At 55.5% G+C, this 18,164-nt stretch carries 12 protein-coding genes, 2 tRNA genes and 2 rRNA genes; 10 read left to right on the top strand and 6 right to left on the bottom strand.

From position 1 onward, the window contains the following. Nucleotides 1-167 precede the first annotated feature (167 nt). The 6 genes from ACYZT1_RS01420 to ACYZT1_RS01395 form a co-directional block, all read right to left on the bottom strand. Nucleotides 168-3,059 (bottom strand): 23S ribosomal RNA (locus tag ACYZT1_RS01420). 236 nt (nt 3,060-3,295) lie between these two features. Then, a tRNA-Ala gene (locus ACYZT1_RS01415) sits at nt 3,296-3,371 on the bottom strand. A 10-nt stretch (nt 3,372-3,381) separates the two neighbouring features. Continuing rightward, a tRNA-Ile gene (locus ACYZT1_RS01410) sits at nt 3,382-3,458 on the bottom strand. A 123-nt stretch (nt 3,459-3,581) separates the two neighbouring features. After that, nucleotides 3,582-5,118, bottom strand: a 16S ribosomal RNA gene (locus ACYZT1_RS01405). The 16S and 23S rRNA genes sit together here with 2 tRNA genes alongside, the layout of an rRNA operon. Before the next feature lie 663 nt (nt 5,119-5,781). Next, the gene (locus ACYZT1_RS01400) at nt 5,782-7,002 is read right to left on the bottom strand and encodes a CaiB/BaiF CoA transferase family protein (protein ID WP_462017329.1); all 1,221 of its coding nucleotides are present in this window, start codon (nt 7,000-7,002) and stop codon (nt 5,782-5,784) included. A gap of 12 nt (nt 7,003-7,014) precedes the next feature. Continuing rightward, nucleotides 7,015-8,196 carry an acyl-CoA dehydrogenase gene (locus tag ACYZT1_RS01395; RefSeq protein ID WP_462017328.1) on the bottom strand — a complete coding sequence of 394 codons (1,182 nt, stop codon included), beginning with the start codon at nt 8,194-8,196 and terminating at the stop codon, nt 7,015-7,017. A gap of 157 nt (nt 8,197-8,353) precedes the next feature. Here ACYZT1_RS01395 and ACYZT1_RS01390 point away from each other — a divergent pair, with 157 nt between their 5' ends. From ACYZT1_RS01390 to ACYZT1_RS01345, 10 genes are all read left to right on the top strand, one after another. After that, a complete protein-coding gene (locus tag ACYZT1_RS01390; RefSeq protein ID WP_462019326.1) occupies nt 8,354-9,253 on the top strand; it encodes a LysR family transcriptional regulator in 900 nt (299 codons plus the stop codon). Nucleotides 9,254-9,686: 433 nt separating this feature from the next. Further along, on the top strand, nt 9,687-10,808 hold the full coding sequence (locus tag ACYZT1_RS01385) for a Re/Si-specific NAD(P)(+) transhydrogenase subunit alpha (RefSeq protein ID WP_462017327.1): 1,122 nt from the start codon (nt 9,687-9,689) through the stop codon (nt 10,806-10,808). A gap of 15 nt (nt 10,809-10,823) precedes the next feature. Beyond that, nucleotides 10,824-11,144 carry an NAD(P) transhydrogenase subunit alpha part 2 gene (locus tag ACYZT1_RS01380; RefSeq protein ID WP_003187417.1) on the top strand — a complete coding sequence of 107 codons (321 nt, stop codon included), beginning with the start codon at nt 10,824-10,826 and terminating at the stop codon, nt 11,142-11,144. Continuing rightward, on the top strand, nt 11,144-12,592 hold the full coding sequence (locus ACYZT1_RS01375; RefSeq protein WP_462017326.1) for an NAD(P)(+) transhydrogenase (Re/Si-specific) subunit beta: 1,449 nt from the start codon (nt 11,144-11,146) through the stop codon (nt 12,590-12,592). Before ACYZT1_RS01380 ends, ACYZT1_RS01375 begins: the two co-directional genes overlap by 1 nt. 186 nt (nt 12,593-12,778) lie before the next feature. Continuing rightward, nucleotides 12,779-14,272 carry an acetyl-CoA hydrolase/transferase family protein gene (locus ACYZT1_RS01370; RefSeq protein WP_462017325.1) on the top strand — a complete coding sequence of 498 codons (1,494 nt, stop codon included), beginning with the start codon at nt 12,779-12,781 and terminating at the stop codon, nt 14,270-14,272. A 309-nt stretch (nt 14,273-14,581) separates the two neighbouring features. Continuing rightward, complete coding sequence (locus tag ACYZT1_RS01365) at nt 14,582-14,797, top strand: DUF1127 domain-containing protein (RefSeq protein ID WP_462017324.1); 216 nt, start codon at nt 14,582-14,584, stop codon at nt 14,795-14,797. A 313-nt stretch (nt 14,798-15,110) separates the two neighbouring features. Continuing rightward, nucleotides 15,111-15,428 carry a DUF2388 domain-containing protein gene (locus ACYZT1_RS01360; protein WP_462017323.1) on the top strand — a complete coding sequence of 106 codons (318 nt, stop codon included), beginning with the start codon at nt 15,111-15,113 and terminating at the stop codon, nt 15,426-15,428. Between the two features lie 103 nt (nt 15,429-15,531). Further along, the gene (locus ACYZT1_RS01355) at nt 15,532-15,846 is read left to right on the top strand and encodes a DUF2388 domain-containing protein (protein ID WP_462017322.1); all 315 of its coding nucleotides are present in this window, start codon (nt 15,532-15,534) and stop codon (nt 15,844-15,846) included. A gap of 27 nt (nt 15,847-15,873) precedes the next feature. Next, nucleotides 15,874-16,194 (top strand): DUF2388 domain-containing protein, encoded by a 321-nt coding sequence (locus ACYZT1_RS01350; protein WP_462017321.1) that lies wholly within the window; start codon nt 15,874-15,876, stop codon nt 16,192-16,194. After that, on the top strand, nt 16,191-18,152 hold the full coding sequence (locus ACYZT1_RS01345) for a DUF7844 domain-containing protein (RefSeq protein ID WP_462017320.1): 1,962 nt from the start codon (nt 16,191-16,193) through the stop codon (nt 18,150-18,152). The genes ACYZT1_RS01350 and ACYZT1_RS01345 overlap by 4 nt, the downstream gene beginning before the upstream one ends. Nucleotides 18,153-18,164: the final 12 nt, after the last annotated feature.

The following is an 18,164-nucleotide window of genomic DNA, read 5'->3' as shown; positions in this document are numbered from 1 at the left end:
AGGTCGTGGGCCTTTTCAGGTTCACGCTCCAGCGAATGGGTATGCGATAGTTTGTGTGCTGCTGGTGAGTACAACCTGCGAACTTTCGGTTCATGTCGTCTTCACACACCGCAATCTGGTGCTCTTTCGCTTGTTAGCTCAAAGCCTGCAAATTGCTTGGGTGTTATATGGTCAAGCCTCACGGGCAATTAGTATTGGTTAGCTCAACGCCTCACAGCGCTTACACACCCAACCTATCAACGTCGTAGTCTTCGACGGCCCTTCAGGGGACTCAAGGTCCCAGTGAGATCTCATCTTGAGGCTAGTTTCCCGCTTAGATGCTTTCAGCGGTTATCTATTCCGAACATAGCTACCCGGCAATGCCACTGGCGTGACAACCGGAACACCAGAGGTTCGTCCACTCCGGTCCTCTCGTACTAGGAGCAGCCCCTCTCAAATCTCAAACGTCCACGGCAGATAGGGACCGAACTGTCTCACGACGTTCTAAACCCAGCTCGCGTACCACTTTAAATGGCGAACAGCCATACCCTTGGGACCGGCTTCAGCCCCAGGATGTGATGAGCCGACATCGAGGTGCCAAACACCGCCGTCGATATGAACTCTTGGGCGGTATCAGCCTGTTATCCCCGGAGTACCTTTTATCCGTTGAGCGATGGCCCTTCCATACAGAACCACCGGATCACTAAGACCTACTTTCGTACCTGCTCGACGTGTCTGTCTCGCAGTCAAGCGCGCTTTTGCCTTTATACTCTACGACCGATTTCCGACCGGTCTGAGCGCACCTTCGTACTCCTCCGTTACTCTTTAGGAGGAGACCGCCCCAGTCAAACTACCCACCATACACTGTCCTCGATCCGGATAACGGACCTGAGTTAGAACCTCAAAGTTGCCAGGGTGGTATTTCAAGGTTGGCTCCACGCGAACTGGCGTCCACGCTTCAAAGCCTCCCACCTATCCTACACAAGCAAATTCAAAGTCCAGTGCAAAGCTATAGTAAAGGTTCACGGGGTCTTTCCGTCTAGCCGCGGATACACTGCATCTTCACAGCGATTTCAATTTCACTGAGTCTCGGGTGGAGACAGCGCCGCCATCGTTACGCCATTCGTGCAGGTCGGAACTTACCCGACAAGGAATTTCGCTACCTTAGGACCGTTATAGTTACGGCCGCCGTTTACCGGGGCTTCGATCAAGAGCTTCGCGTTAGCTAACCCCATCAATTAACCTTCCGGCACCGGGCAGGCGTCACACCCTATACGTCCACTTTCGTGTTTGCAGAGTGCTGTGTTTTTAATAAACAGTCGCAGCGGCCTGGTATCTTCGACCGGCATGAGCTTACGGAGCAAGTCCTTCACCCTCACCGGCGCACCTTCTCCCGAAGTTACGGTGCCATTTTGCCTAGTTCCTTCACCCGAGTTCTCTCAAGCGCCTTGGTATTCTCTACCCAACCACCTGTGTCGGTTTGGGGTACGGTTCCTGGTTACCTGAAGCTTAGAAGCTTTTCTTGGAAGCATGGCATCAACCACTTCGTGTTCTAAAAGAACACTCGTCATCAGCTCTCGGCCTTAAGATCCCGGATTTACCTAAGATCTCAGCCTACCACCTTAAACTTGGACAACCAACGCCAAGCTGGCCTAGCCTTCTCCGTCCCTCCATCGCAATAACCAGAAGTACAGGAATATTAACCTGTTTTCCATCGACTACGCTTTTCAGCCTCGCCTTAGGGACCGACTAACCCTGCGTCGATTAACGTTGCGCAGGAAACCTTGGTCTTTCGGCGTGGGTGTTTTTCACACCCATTGTCGTTACTCATGTCAGCATTCGCACTTCTGATACCTCCAGCAAGCTTCTCAACTCACCTTCACAGGCTTACAGAACGCTCCTCTACCGCATCACCTAAGTGATACCCGTAGCTTCGGTGTATGGTTTGAGCCCCGTTACATCTTCCGCGCAGGCCGACTCGACTAGTGAGCTATTACGCTTTCTTTAAAGGGTGGCTGCTTCTAAGCCAACCTCCTAGCTGTCTAAGCCTTCCCACATCGTTTCCCACTTAACCATAACTTTGGGACCTTAGCTGACGGTCTGGGTTGTTTCCCTTTTCACGACGGACGTTAGCACCCGCCGTGTGTCTCCCATGCTCGGCACTTGTAGGTATTCGGAGTTTGCATCGGTTTGGTAAGTCGGGATGACCCCCTAGCCGAAACAGTGCTCTACCCCCTACAGTGATACATGAGGCGCTACCTAAATAGCTTTCGAGGAGAACCAGCTATCTCCGAGCTTGATTAGCCTTTCACTCCGATCCACAGGTCATCCGCTAACTTTTCAACGGTAGTCGGTTCGGTCCTCCAGTTAGTGTTACCCAACCTTCAACCTGCCCATGGATAGATCGCCCGGTTTCGGGTCTATTCCCAGCGACTAGACGCCCTATTAAGACTCGCTTTCGCTACGCCTCCCCTATTCGGTTAAGCTCGCCACTGAAAATAAGTCGCTGACCCATTATACAAAAGGTACGCAGTCACCCAACAAAGTGGGCTCCCACTGCTTGTACGCATACGGTTTCAGGATCTATTTCACTCCCCTCTCCGGGGTTCTTTTCGCCTTTCCCTCACGGTACTAGTTCACTATCGGTCAGTCAGTAGTATTTAGCCTTGGAGGATGGTCCCCCCATATTCAGACAAAGTTTCTCGTGCTCCGTCCTACTCGATTTCATGACAATAAGATTTTCGCGTACAGGGCTATCACCCACTATGGCCGCACTTTCCAGAGCGTTCCGCTAATCTTAAAGCCACTTAAGGGCTAGTCCCCGTTCGCTCGCCACTACTAAGGGAATCTCGGTTGATTTCTTTTCCTCAGGGTACTTAGATGTTTCAGTTCCCCTGGTTCGCTTCTTAAGCCTATGTATTCAGCTTAAGATACCTAACTTGTGTTAGGTGGGTTCCCCCATTCAGACATCTCCGGATCAAAGTCTGTTTGCCGACTCCCCGAAGCTTTTCGCAGGCTACCACGTCTTTCATCGCCTCTGACTGCCAAGGCATCCACCGTATGCGCTTCTTCACTTGACCATATAACCCCAAGCAATCTGGTTATACTGTGAAGACGACATTCGCCGAAAATTCGCAATACTCTTAAGAGCAACTCACAAATTTTACCTTAGCCTGAGCCCCACCAGTGAAAGTGGGGGCCAGTCTATCTTTCTATCACATACCCAAATTTTTAAAGAACGATCTAATCAAAGACTAGAAATCAATATTCTCGATGGAATACTCATTTCTAAACTCTAACGGCACAAAGCAGTTTATGGTGGAGCCAAGCGGGATCGAACCGCTGACCTCCTGCGTGCAAGGCAGGCGCTCTCCCAGCTGAGCTATGGCCCCATAACAAAATTGGTGGGTCTGGGCAGATTCGAACTGCCGACCTCACCCTTATCAGGGGTGCGCTCTAACCAACTGAGCTACAGACCCAATTTCGAGCTTGTAACTGTTAGCCATGAGCTATCAGCTTGGAGCTTAAAGCTGCTTCTATCGTCTTCTTCAATGAATCAAGCAATTCGTGTGGGAGCTCATGGAGCAGCTGATGTCGTCGATTAAGGAGGTGATCCAGCCGCAGGTTCCCCTACGGCTACCTTGTTACGACTTCACCCCAGTCATGAATCACACCGTGGTAACCGTCCTCCCGAAGGTTAGACTAGCTACTTCTGGTGCAACCCACTCCCATGGTGTGACGGGCGGTGTGTACAAGGCCCGGGAACGTATTCACCGCGACATTCTGATTCGCGATTACTAGCGATTCCGACTTCACGCAGTCGAGTTGCAGACTGCGATCCGGACTACGATCGGTTTTCTGGGATTAGCTCCACCTCGCGGCTTGGCAACCCTCTGTACCGACCATTGTAGCACGTGTGTAGCCCAGGCCGTAAGGGCCATGATGACTTGACGTCATCCCCACCTTCCTCCGGTTTGTCACCGGCAGTCTCCTTAGAGTGCCCACCATAACGTGCTGGTAACTAAGGACAAGGGTTGCGCTCGTTACGGGACTTAACCCAACATCTCACGACACGAGCTGACGACAGCCATGCAGCACCTGTCTCAATGTTCCCGAAGGCACCAATCCATCTCTGGAAAGTTCATTGGATGTCAAGGCCTGGTAAGGTTCTTCGCGTTGCTTCGAATTAAACCACATGCTCCACCGCTTGTGCGGGCCCCCGTCAATTCATTTGAGTTTTAACCTTGCGGCCGTACTCCCCAGGCGGTCAACTTAATGCGTTAGCTGCGCCACTAAGAGCTCAAGGCTCCCAACGGCTAGTTGACATCGTTTACGGCGTGGACTACCAGGGTATCTAATCCTGTTTGCTCCCCACGCTTTCGCACCTCAGTGTCAGTATCAGTCCAGGTGGTCGCCTTCGCCACTGGTGTTCCTTCCTATATCTACGCATTTCACCGCTACACAGGAAATTCCACCACCCTCTACCATACTCTAGCTTGTCAGTTTTGAATGCAGTTCCCAGGTTGAGCCCGGGGATTTCACATCCAACTTAACAAACCACCTACGCGCGCTTTACGCCCAGTAATTCCGATTAACGCTTGCACCCTCTGTATTACCGCGGCTGCTGGCACAGAGTTAGCCGGTGCTTATTCTGTCGGTAACGTCAAAACAGCAAAGTATTAATTTACTGCCCTTCCTCCCAACTTAAAGTGCTTTACAATCCGAAGACCTTCTTCACACACGCGGCATGGCTGGATCAGGCTTTCGCCCATTGTCCAATATTCCCCACTGCTGCCTCCCGTAGGAGTCTGGACCGTGTCTCAGTTCCAGTGTGACTGATCATCCTCTCAGACCAGTTACGGATCGTCGCCTTGGTGAGCCATTACCTCACCAACTAGCTAATCCGACCTAGGCTCATCTGATAGCGCAAGGCCCGAAGGTCCCCTGCTTTCTCCCGTAGGACGTATGCGGTATTAGCGTCCGTTTCCGAGCGTTATCCCCCACTACCAGGCAGATTCCTAGGCATTACTCACCCGTCCGCCGCTCTCAAGAGAAGCAAGCTTCTCTCTACCGCTCGACTTGCATGTGTTAGGCCTGCCGCCAGCGTTCAATCTGAGCCATGATCAAACTCTTCAGTTCAAACATCTTTGGGTTTTTAAGAAACCCTAAACTTGGCTCAGCAATCGTTGGTTACATCTTTGATTTCTCGCGGAGTAACTTGTGATGCTGATAATCTTGTTGACTATCAGTCTGACTCCACAAGCACCCACACGAATTGCTTGATTCAGTTGTTAAAGAGCGGTTGGTTAAGATCTTTCGTCTCAACCGAGGCGCGCATTTTACAGCGCTCCGTGTATCTGTCAAGCGGTTATTTCAAGAAGTTTTCAAAGTTTCGCTTGGAAATCCTTAACAACTTCAACCACTTGCGCTTCCGATCTCTCGTTAGCGGGAGGCGAATTCTACAGCGTTACTCGCTGCTGTCAACACCTCTTTTTCTCCGCTTTCGACCGAGAAGATCGAATCGTCAAAAGAGCCCAATAACACCGCCCTTTCAACTCCTTCCAGGCTTCGATGATCTGAAGCAAGCTGCTGTCGAAAACTGCGCAACTCATTGTTTACCAAGGAGTTTTCCGTTTCGACTGCGCCGGAAGTGGGGCGAATTATAGACCTCCAGAATTTGCCGTCAACCCCTAATTACGCTTTTCTATCAATAACTTGCGGAAAGAACAGAAACAGCCAGTTTGCCTTCTATATAGAGGGCCTGAACCTGCCGTCGATATCGTCTATAAGAAGGAGGCGCAGTCAAAGAACACCCGCGTCCCCAAGAGCCGCTATCGCGCGAGCATCCATGCCCAACACCCGCTGCAGCACGTCCAGCGTATGCTCACCCAACAACGGCGGCGCATTACGGTATTCGACAGGCGTTTTGGACAGCCGAATGGGGCTCGCCACTTGCGGCACCATCCCCGCCAGCACATGAGGCAATTCGATAGCCAGGCCACGCGCCTTGACCTGGGGATCAGCAAACACCTGCGCCAGATCATTGATCGGACCACACGGCACCCCCGCCTGCTCTAATTGCGCGACCCACTCTGCAGTAGTCTTGAACACAGTCGCCTGCCTTATCAACGGAATCAGCACCGCCCTATTCGCCACTCGCAACTTGTTGGTGGCAAAGCGGGGGTCATCTGCCCACTGCGGCTGACCCGCCACCTCTGCGAACTTGCGAAATTGCCCGTCATTGCCCACGGTGAGGATGAAATCGCCATCCGCTGTAGGAAAATCCTGGTAGGGAACAATGTTCGGGTGCGCATTACCCAACCGCTTCGGTGCGTTCCCTGTACTCAGATAATTCATCGCCTGATTAGCCAGGCACGCCACCTGAACATCCAGCAATGCCATATCGATGTGTTGACCGCCGCCGACATGTTCCCGATGAGCAAGCGCGGCAAGAATCGCAACAGTTGAATACAGCCCGGTGAGAATGTCCGTCAACGCCACGCCGACTTTCACCGGCCCCGCTCCATCATCCCCTTCAGGACGACCGGTGAGGCTCATCAAACCGCCCAACCCCTGAATCATGAAGTCGTAACCCGCGCGCTTGGCATACGGGCCGGTCTGGCCAAACCCCGTGATCGAGCAATAGATCAACCGCGGGTTGGCGGCCTTGAGCGACTCATAGTCCAACCCATATGCCGCCAGACCTCCCACCTTGAAATTCTCGATCAGAATGTCAGATTTGGCTGCCAGCTCCCTTACCAGTGCCTGCCCTTCAGGGCGGGTGAAATCGATGGTCACCGATTGCTTGTTTCGGTTAGCGGACAGGTAGTAGGCGGCCTCAGTGGTGTTCTCGCCATAGGCATCCTTCAAGAAAGGAGGCCCCCAGGCGCGTGTGTCATCGCCACTACCCGGACGCTCGACCTTGATCACCTCAGCGCCAAGGTCCGCCAGTATCTGCCCGGCCCAAGGCCCGGCCAATACCCGAGACAAATCCAGTACCCGCAGATGCGAAAGCGCGCCCATGCCGTTCTCCTGTTAATAGAACGCCTGGATGCCGGTCTGTGCACGACCAAGGATCAGTGCATGCACGTCGTGAGTACCCTCATAGGTATTCACCACTTCCAGATTGACCAGGTGACGCGCCACGCCGAATTCATCGGAGATACCGTTGCCACCCAGCATGTCACGCGCCATGCGCGCGATATCCAGCGACTTGCCGCAGGAATTACGCTTCATCATTGAAGTGATCTCGACCGCCGCTGTGCCCTCATCCTTCATCCGACCCAGTCGCAGGCAACCTTGCAACGCCAAGGTGATTTCGGTTTGCATGTCGGCCAGTTTTTTCTGGATCAGCTGAGTAGCGGCCAACGGGCGACCAAACTGCTGACGGTCCAGCGTGTACTGGCGAGCGGTGTGCCAGCAGAATTCTGCAGCGCCCAGTGCGCCCCAGGAAATACCATAGCGGGCCGAGTTCAGACAGGTAAAAGGACCTTTCAAACCACGGACGTCCGGGAAGATGTTCTCCTCGGGGACAAACACGTTGTCCATGACAATCTCCCCGGTGATGGACGCACGCAGACCGACCTTGCCGTGAATGGCGGGGGCGCTCAGGCCTTTCCAGCCTTTTTCCAGGACAAAGCCACGAATGTCCCCCGCATCGTCCTTGCCCCAAACCACGAACACATCGGCGATCGGGCTGTTGGTGATCCACATCTTGCTGCCGGTCAGGCTGTAGCCGCCTTCCACTTTGCGCGCACGAGTAATCATCGCGCCCGGGTCAGAACCATGGTCAGGCTCTGTCAGACCGAAGCAGCCAATCCATTCACCGGTCGCCAGTTTCGGCAGATATTTCTGCTTCTGGGTTTCTGTACCAAACTCGTTGATTGGCACCATCACCAGCGAGGATTGCACGCTCATCATTGAGCGGTAGCCCGAATCGACGCGCTCCACTTCACGAGCAATCAATCCGTAACTGACGTAGTTCAACCCGCTGCCGCCGTACTGCTCAGGGATAGTGGCACCCAGCAGGCCGACTTCACCCATCTCGCGGAAGATCGCCGGGTCAGTCTTTTCATGGCGGAAAGCTTCAAGAACGCGCGGCGCGAGCTTCTGCTGAGCGAATTGCTCGGCGGTGTCGCGGATCATGCGTTCTTCTTCGGTGAGCTGTTGATCCAGCAGCAGGGGATCGATCCAGTTGAAGCTAGCTTTGCCACCCATGAGTGTTTCCTCTCGAATCGGGTCAAATAACGTGCGTTGATGCTAGGCGCGGTTCAATGCATGCGCAAACGAGGATTTCGCATACTGTTGTGCTAATTTCTCACTCCGAAACATCGAGTAGCGGCCTGGAAGCTGTTTATATGTGAGGTTGACGTACATGCGCAGAAAGATACCCAGCACGACTGCCCTCATCAGCTTTGAAGCCGCAGCCCGCCATGAGAGCTTTAGCAAGGCAGCCCAGGAGCTTTCTCTCACTCAAGGCGCAATTTGCCGACAGATCGCCAGTCTTGAAGATTTCCTGGGGGTGGAATTGTTCAGACGCTCCCGACGTGGAGTGAAGTTGACGGAGGCCGGGCTTTCCTACAGTCGCAGGGTTGCGACCCAACTGGATGCCGTTGAACGAGACACGCTGTCGGTGATGGGCCAGCAGGGCGCCAACGTGATCGAATTGGCCGTGGTGCCAACCTTTGGCACTCAATGGTTGCTGCCCAGACTAAAAGACTTCCAGCAAAAACACCCTGAAGTGACGGTCAATCTCACCAACCGCACCCGTCCCTTCCTGTTCGCCGACACCGACTTCGATGCCGCTATCTACTTCGGTGACGCGGATTGGTCGGGTACCGAATCCCACAGATTGATGGGCGAAAATCCGATGCCGGTGTGCAGCCCCGTCCTGCTCGGCGAGAGGGCAACGTTTACACCCACTGAAATCGCTGAACTGCCATTGCTGCAACAAACTACCCGCCCCTATGCATGGCGTCAGTGGTTCGACTCGCAACACCTCAACATTCCCCGAGACATGACAGGCCCTCGCTACGAGCTATTCTCCATGCTTGCCCAAGCGGCCATGCATGACATGGGCATTGCGCTGATCCCGCCGTTCCTGATTCAGCGTGAATTGATGGAGAAGCGCCTCGTGATTGCCAACATTCAGGCTCTGGCAAGCGTGAAGGCGTATTACCTGATGATTCCTGAGCGAAAGGTTGAATCGGCCTCAATGAAGGCGTTCCGGGACTGGCTGGTAACTCAGGCGCATAGCTATAGCCCAGAACAATAGAGGCTTACAGATGATTATTGACCCCGTAGTCAGTCAATTCAGATCCCTACAGATATAAGTATTTGTCGCATATTCACAGACTGTATTATTGCCTGCACAAACGTTCTAGAAGCGCCTGAACACGTGGCCTACAGCCTTCACCCCGCAGCAATGTCGCTCCATTCACGCTACCGATACGTTAATTTTTTATTTTTGGCTAATAGCGTTGCCGGGCGCGGCCCGCAAGGGATTCGCTCGAGTAGTTGCGACATTCGGTCACGGGGTGACTTGTAGTTAATTTTCCGTCACCCGTCATAATCCCTTGAAGGGCACAAAGTTCGCCTGCAAAATGCCGCGCCCCGCGCTGATTCGCGGGATCGTGCTGATCGGCCGCCCCAGCCGCACCCTCCGCAGTGCCTGGGTTTACTTAACAAGATCACGCAGGAGATTTGACGTGCACATTGGTGTTCCTCTCGAAACCCAAACGGGTGAAACGCGGGTTGCTGCAACCCCGGAAACCATCAAGAAGCTGATCGGCCAAGGTCATAGGATTACCGTTCAAAGCGGCGCCGGCATTAATGCCAGTGTCGTCGACAGCGCTTATGAAGCGGCAGGTGCAACTATTGGCAGCGTCACCGATGCGTTTGGTGCCGAGCTGATTCTAAAGGTGGTCGCCCCCAGCGACAGCGAGCTGGTGCTGATAAAGAGCGGCACTGTTGTGGTTGGCATGCTCAACCCGTTCAGCAATGAAACCATTTCCAAACTGGCCGAGTGCGGGATTACCGCCTTCGCACTGGAAGCCGCGCCGCGAACTTCCCGCGCCCAGAGTCTGGATGTGTTGTCGTCTCAGGCGAACATTGCCGGTTACAAAGCCGTCCTGCTCGCCGCGCACCACTATCCACGCTTCATGCCAATGCTGATGACCGCTGCAGGCACCGTAAAAGCGGCGCGCGTACTGATTCTGGGCGCTGGCGTGGCCGGTTTGCAGGCGATCGCCACTGCCAAGCGGCTGGGTGCTGTAATCGAAGCGTCTGATGTGCGGCCCGCGGTTAAAGAACAGATCGAATCCCTCGGGGCCAAATTCGTCGATGTACCCTACGAAACCGAAGAAGAGCGCGAGTGCGCCGTCGGTGTCGGCGGTTATGCGCGACCAATGCCGGCCAGCTGGATGCAGCGCCAGGCCCTGGCGGTGCACGAACGCGCCAAACAGGCTGACATCGTTATCACCACCGCACTGATCCCGGGGCGCAAGGCGCCGACGCTGTTGAGCGCCGAAACGGTGGCGCAGATGAAACCGGGTTCTGTGGTCATCGACCTCGCTGCCGCGCAAGGGGGCAACTGCCCGCTGACCGTGGCCGATCAGATCGTCGTCGAGAATGGCGTGACCATTTGCGGTCCGACCAATCTGGCCGGCGCGGTCGCAGCAGACGCCTCGGCTTTGTACGCGCGCAACCTGCTGGACTTCCTTAAGCTGGTCTTCAACAAGGAAGGCCAATTCGAAGTGAACCTGGAAGACGATATCGTCGCCGCGTGCCTGATGTGCCGCGACGGCCAAGTCATCCGCAAAAACGCCTAAGCAGGGATTCAGACGATGGAAGAGCTTATCTCCCCCGGTATCTACAACCTGATCATCTTCGTGCTGGCGATTTATGTCGGTTATCACGTGGTCTGGAATGTAACACCAGCACTGCACACGCCATTGATGGCGGTGACCAACGCAATTTCGGCGATCGTCATCGTAGGCGCGATGCTGGCAGCAGCGCTGACCGTCACGCCGCTGGGCAAAACCATGGGCACCCTGGCGGTCGCGCTGGCGGCGGTCAACGTATTTGGTGGTTTCCTGGTCACCCGCCGAATGCTTGAGATGTTCAAGAAAAAAGCCCCGAAAGTAAAAGAAGAGGCGCCAAAGTAATGAGCATGAATCTCGTAACGACGCTCTACTTGATTGCGTCCATCTGTTTCATCCAGGCGCTGAAAGGCCTTTCGCACCCGACTACGTCGCGGCGCGGCAACCTGTTCGGCATGCTCGGCATGGGCCTGGCGATTCTGACCACCGTAGGCCTGATCTATAAGCTCGGCGCGCTCGCTTTAGAACAAGGCGGCGCAACTGCTGGCATCGGTTACGTCATCGTCGGCTTGCTGGTGGGCGGCACCGCCGGTTCGATCATGGCCAAACGTGTTGAAATGACCAAGATGCCGGAACTGGTCGCCTTCATGCACAGCATGATCGGTCTGGCAGCGGTATTCATCGCTATCGCAGCGGTGGTTGAGCCGCAATCGCTGGGTATCGTCAAACAGCTGGGCGATGCGATTCCGGCGGGCAACCGTCTGGAGCTGTTCCTCGGCGCCGCTATCGGTGCAATCACCTTCTCCGGATCGGTGATCGCCTTCGGCAAGCTGTCGGGCAAGTACAAGTTCCGCCTGTTTCAAGGCGCACCCGTACAGTTTGGCGGTCAGCACAAGCTGAATCTGTTGCTGGGCCTTGCCACTTTGGCGCTGGGCGTCACCTTCATGCTGACCGGTAGCCTGAGCGCTTTCGCTCTGATGCTGGTCCTGGCGTTTGTGATGGGTGTGCTGATCATCATCCCGATCGGTGGCGCAGACATGCCGGTGGTGGTGTCGATGCTCAACAGCTACTCCGGCTGGGCAGCCGCGGGGATCGGCTTTTCGCTGAACAACTCGATGCTGATCATCGCCGGCTCGCTGGTAGGTTCGTCCGGTGCGATCCTCTCGTACATCATGTGCAAGGCAATGAACCGTTCCTTCTTTAATGTACTGCTGGGTGGCTTCGGCAATACCGCCGACGCAGGTCCCGCAGGTGAGAAAGAAGCTCGCCCGGTCAAATCCGGCTCGGCTGATGATGCAACCTTCCTGCTGACCAATGCCGACACCGTGATCATCGTTCCAGGCTATGGCCTGGCGGTCGCCCGCGCTCAGCATGCGCTGAAGGAACTGACGGAAAAACTGACCCATCGCGGCGTGACCGTGAAGTACGCGATCCACCCGGTCGCGGGCCGCATGCCGGGGCACATGAACGTCCTGCTGGCCGAGGCCGAAGTGCCTTATGACCAGGTGTTCGAGATGGAGGACATCAACTCCGAGTTCGGTCAGGCGGATGTGGTGCTGGTCCTCGGCGCCAACGATGTGGTCAACCCGGCCGCGAAGAACGACCCGAAATCGCCAATCGCCGGCATGCCGATTCTCGAAGCCTTCAAAGCCAAAACGATCATCGTCAACAAGCGCTCGATGGCCAGCGGCTACGCCGGGTTGGATAACGAGCTGTTCTATCTGGACAAGACCATGATGGTTTTTGGCGACGCCAAGAAAGTCATCGAGGACATGGTCAAAGCCGTGGAGTAACACGTTCGGCAAAACAAACGCCCCGACATCTCGGGGCGTTTTTGTTTGCATCTGTTACCGATCCGGTAACGATGTTTTGTCTGAAAGCCGCGAAATAGACGCCTCGAATGCGACCTTTGTAGCGGGACGCCCCCCACTGAATTCACTAGACTGCGGACCTTGCTTTCGTCATCCGAGAAAACTTCCATGTACCGTGATCGTATTCGCCTGTCTTCGTTGTTGGATAAAGTGATGAGCGCCGCAGATGCAGCAGCGCTGATTGAAGACGGCATGACCGTCGGCATGAGTGGTTTCACTCGTGCCGGCGAGGCCAAGGCCGTGCCGCACGCATTGGCAGAACGCGCCAAAATCACCCCGCTGAAAATTACCCTGATGACGGGTGCGAGTCTGGGCAACGACCTCGACAAGCAGCTCACCGAAGCTGGCGTATTGTCGCGACGTATGCCGTTTCAGGTCGATAGCACGCTGCGCAAGGCCATTAATGCCGGCGAAGTGATGTTCATCGATCAGCACCTTTCAGAAACGGTGGAGCAGTTACGTAATCAGCAGCTCAAGCTTCCCGACATTGCAGTGATCGAAGCCGTTGCAATCACCGAACAGGGCCATATCGTGCCGACGACATCGGTGGGTAACTCGGCCAGCTTCGCTATTTTCGCCAAGCAGGTGATCGTCGAGATCAACATGGCACACGACCCGAATCTCGAAGGCCTGCACGACATCTATATCCCCACTTACCGGCCAACGCGTACGCCGATCCCGTTGGTGAAAGTCGACGATCGCATTGGCAGCAGCGCGATACCGATTCCGCCGGAAAAGATTGTCGCCATCGTGATCACCAACCAGCCCGACTCGCCGTCAACCGTGCTGCCGCCGGACGTTGATACCCAAGCCATTGCCAACCACCTGATCGACTTCTTCAAACAGGAAGTAGCCGCCAGCCGTATGACCAACAAGCTCGGCCCCTTGCAGGCCGGCATTGGCACCATCGCCAATTCGGTGATGTGCGGGCTGATCGATTCGCCGTTCGAAGAACTGACCATGTACTCCGAGGTGTTGCAGGATTCGACTTTTGACCTGATTGACGCCGGCAAACTGAGTTTCGCCTCGGGCAGTTCGATTACCTTGTCGAGCCGTCGCAATGCCGATGTGTTTGGCAATCTGGGGCGCTACAAAGACAAGTTGATTCTGCGCCCCCAGGAGATCTCCAACCATCCGGAAGTGGTGCGGCGGCTCGGCATAATCGGCATTAACACTGCCTTGGAATTCGACCTGTACGGTAACGTCAACTCTACCCACGTGTGCGGCACGCGAATGATGAACGGGATCGGCGGCTCAGGCGATTTTGCACGCAATGCGCATTTGGCGATCTTCGTCACCAAATCGATTGCCAAGGGCGGTGCGATTTCCAGCGTGGTGCCTATGGTCAGCCATGTCGATCACACCGAACATGACGTAGACATTCTCGTGACCGAGACAGGTTTGGCGGATCTGCGCGGTCTGGCCCCGCGCGAGCGGGCTCGTGTGATCATCGATAACTGTGTCCATCCGGCCTATCGTCAGGCCCTGGAGGACTACTTTACAGCTGCTTGCGCAATCGGCGGGCACACGCCGCATATTCTGCGCGATGCCCTGAGCTGGCACATCAACCTGGAAGAAACCGGAAAAATGCTACCGTCGTGATTACAACGGCGCAGCTGCAGACACAGTTTTGATCCAGGCCGTACCCAGCGCGCTGCGAAAAACTGTACTGCTGTACGGGTCTTTTCCTACAGCTTCAGCCTACGAACACCTTCCAAAAGCGCTTTAACGCACTATATCAGTGCAGACAGGTACAGTTGCCTCAAAATTGACCAGTACACCGCCCTTTAACAGTTAACTGGTCTCTCACAATACAGGTGAACTGTATCTAGAGAGACTGGCCAAACGAGAGGATCATTGGCATCAGTTAAACCACTACCTAATCCCGCCACAAGCGGAAGGATGTCAACCATGGAACGTACACTCAGTTCCGACCTGTTCTTTGAAAACACTGATGCAAAAACTCAAGCTTCCATGCCTTTGCGCGTTATCGCCAACCTGATGTTGTGGCAGCGCCGCATCTCCAGCCGCCATCAACTGGCTCGTCTGGACTCGCGTCTGCTGGCGGACGCCGGTATCAGCGAAGCACAACGCTATGAAGAGCTGAGCAAGCCGTTCTGGCGCTAAATCAGCGTCGCTGGCTCTGACCCAACGGGTCCTCCGCCAGCACCGAATTCAAAAAACAAAACCCGTCGCGGGAAACCGCGGCGGGTTTTGTCGTTTATGGGCACCAAATTCATGACTGGTACAGTTCTTAATAATGTTGAATCTACCGGTACAATTTCACAATTTGGCATTAATTGGCTTTGCGAAGCGATTCCAGGCTGTGCGGATTGCAGCGGACAGGCCTAAAATCAGCGCAGAAGTAGCGCGCGACGTGTAACTGACGTCTGATCCCCACAGTCCCACTTCTAATCAGATCAATCACAGGAGTTACACCATGTCCCGTCTTCGCCTGCTCAGCGCTGCAGCCTTGCTCGCCGTGGCCGCCAATTCCAACGCTTCCAGCTTCATTGTGACCACTGACTCCATCGTCGGCGCACTGAAGGCCACTTCAGACGCAACTTCGGATATTACGTCCTCTTTTCGCGACGACAAGATTGTTCGCGCAGCCCGGGACGATGCGGCCAGTTTCGTTGCCAGCGAAGGGGCCATTCGCGGCGTGAAGCTGGAAAGTGCGCTTGACCATATCCGCGTACGAGCGCCGCAACTGAACGCAACGGACTCACAGTTGGCCCAGGCTATTTTGACTCTGTAACGCCGTACTGACGGGACACGCCTCGCGTGTCCCGATGTTTCGAAACTGGCTCTGGATCGACCGTTGCGCTAGCCTTGGTGCTCATTTCCTGTCATCGAGCCCCATGCGTTTTTCTCAAATTTTTCTGCTCCTGCCTGTTTTGGCGACCTGCTGGACATCTTCGGCCCACGCCTACGATGCGTTTAATCTGTCTACTCAAGGCATCGTAGCCACCAGCTATGCCTCGAGCATGGTGACCTCCGCCCCGTTCGACCGTAAGCTGCTGCTCGATGCGCAGGATGACGCGGCGGCGTTCATTGCCAGTGACGGCGAACTGCGAGGCGCGCGCCTGGAATCCGCACTGAGTTACCTGCGCAGAACCGAGCCGAAACTTCCTGCCAGCGACCTTGAACTGGCGCAGGCAATTCTCGTCCAATAGTTATCCTAATTTTTGCGGAGTCGTTCCATGCGTAGCCCTTTGATCGCTGCTGTCCTTGGCCTTCTGTTCATTGCCGATATGGCCCAGGCGCAGACCCTGGTTGCCACCAGTAACATCCTGGTCAATGCCACCCGCCGCACCATTGATTTCACTTCTGACACCACAACTTCCATTCGCGACTCGAAAATCATCCGCGAAGCCCATGATGACGCCGCCAGTTTTGTGGCCAGCGATGGCGACATCCGTGGCGCGAACCTCGAAGCAGCTTTTGGCACACTGCGTGCCCGGGTTCCGCAAGCGCGTGACGCAAGCGATCAGGTGCTCGCCGAAGCCATTCTCGCACTGTGAAACCATTGTTCGCCTGGCTGCTGGCCGGGGTGCTGTTGCTGCTCGGCAACACGGCCCAGGCTGGCCTGCAATTAAAGCTCAAGGCCGAGGGTCTGAGCCCTGCGCAACAACAGGCCAGCCAGGCGTTGCTCGATGAAGCCATGCAGGCACTGCCGCCCAGATTCATCGAGCAACTCGATCGGCGCATCGATGTCGGCTGGACCGATAAAATGCCCGGCAACGCTTATGGCCAGGCGTCACTGGTATCCGAGCTCGACCTCAATCGCAACCTGCTCGACAGCCTCACGGATGGCAGCGCTGCCACGCAGAAAACCCATCGACCTCACGGCACCGTTCGCCGGGAAATGCTTGCGACGGTCCTGCACGAACTCACCCACATTTACGACCGCTCGCGTTTGTGGCCTGCCGCTGAACGGACGTTGATTGTGCGCTGCACACAACGCAGCAGCAGTTCAGGCCTGATCGGCATTCCAGACCAATGTCGCGGGCAATCGGATCGACGCTTCACCCTTAGCGACGATCCGCGTCTGCTGGATCTGGCTGGCTGGCCGCAATACGTGGGTCGTCGCGGCGAACGCGAGCAGCACAACCGACAAGTTGCCCGCAGCCCGGATCTGTACGAAACCAGCAGCCCCAAGGAATTTGTAGCGGTCAACATGGAGTATTTCCTGCTTGATCCGAGCTATGCCTGCCGCCGCCCGGCGTTGTATCGCTATTACAAAGACCATTTTGGCTGGGCCCCTGCTGCCCAAGCCACGTGCGGCAAGTCCTTCGCTTTCCTCAATGCCGGTAACGATTTTGCCAAGCAGCCGCTGGGACAAGTCGATCCGGAGCGCGTCTACGCCGTCGATTACCTGCTCGCCGAGGCCAACCAGAATTGGGTCAGCCGCTGGGGCCACAGCATGTTGCGTCTGGTGATCTGCGCCCCCGGTCGGCCACGGGGTCCGGATTGTCGACTGGACCTGGACCAGCACCTGGTTCTGTCTTATCGCGCCTTCGTGGGCGATGTGCAGCTGTCGAGTTGGGACGGCTTGGTGGGCAAATATCCCTCGCGCCTGTTCGTTCTGCCGCTGGCGCAAGTCATCGATGAATACACCAAAACCGAACTGCGTAGCCTGGCCTCGGTTCCGTTGAACCTGTCACGCCAGGAAGTGGAAGACGTGGTGGAACACGCCGCCGAAATGCACTGGAGTTACGACGGTAACTATTTCTTCCTGTCCAACAACTGCGCCGTTGAAGGCCTGAAATTACTGCGCAGCGGCTCCAACAATTCGCAACTGGTCGGCCTCGACAGCATCATGCCCAACGGCTTGCTTGAAGTGCTCAAAGGCCGCGGGCTGGCGGACACCAGCGTGCTGGATGATCCTCGCGAAGCACTTCGTCTGGGCTATCGCTTCGACTCCTTCCGGGACCGCTATCAAGCGATGTTCGAAGTGCTGAAGAAGCATCTGCCGATCAAACAGGAAAAAGTTGAAGACTGGTTATCCCTGAAGGCCGAAGAACGTCGACCGTGGATCGATCAGGCTGACCTGCGCACCAGCGCGGCATTGCTGTTGCTCGAACAAGCCAGTTTCCGTCAGCAAATGGTGTTGGCTCAGGACGAGGTCAAGCAGCGCTATCTCGGGGCCCGGGAGCTGAAAAATGGCGGCATGGACAAGGCCAACGCGACCTTGCAGCAGATTCTCGCCAACAGTGGTTTCCTCAGCCGCCCCGCGGAATTGTTGGGTACTGGCGGTTATGGGTTACCTCAACCGAGCGAATGGCAGCGGCTGGAATCGGAAAGCAGTCTGCGCCAGAAGCAGCTGCAGGCGCTGACCGGGGATCTGGACAAGGAAGTGAGGGCATTGCTGGAGCCAAGCCGTGCAGCGGAAATGGCTGCTAACGAAGCCAACCTGAAGCAGGTGGGCGAGCATTTGCGCAAGCTGCACAAGGCGGCGGGCGGTCTGGAGTTGCCCTGAAAAAGAAAAGAT

This window comes from Pseudomonas sp. PB3P13 (genome assembly GCF_054897735.1).
Note: the sequence above shows the minus strand (reverse complement) of the source record. Positions and strands in the feature narration are given on the sequence as shown.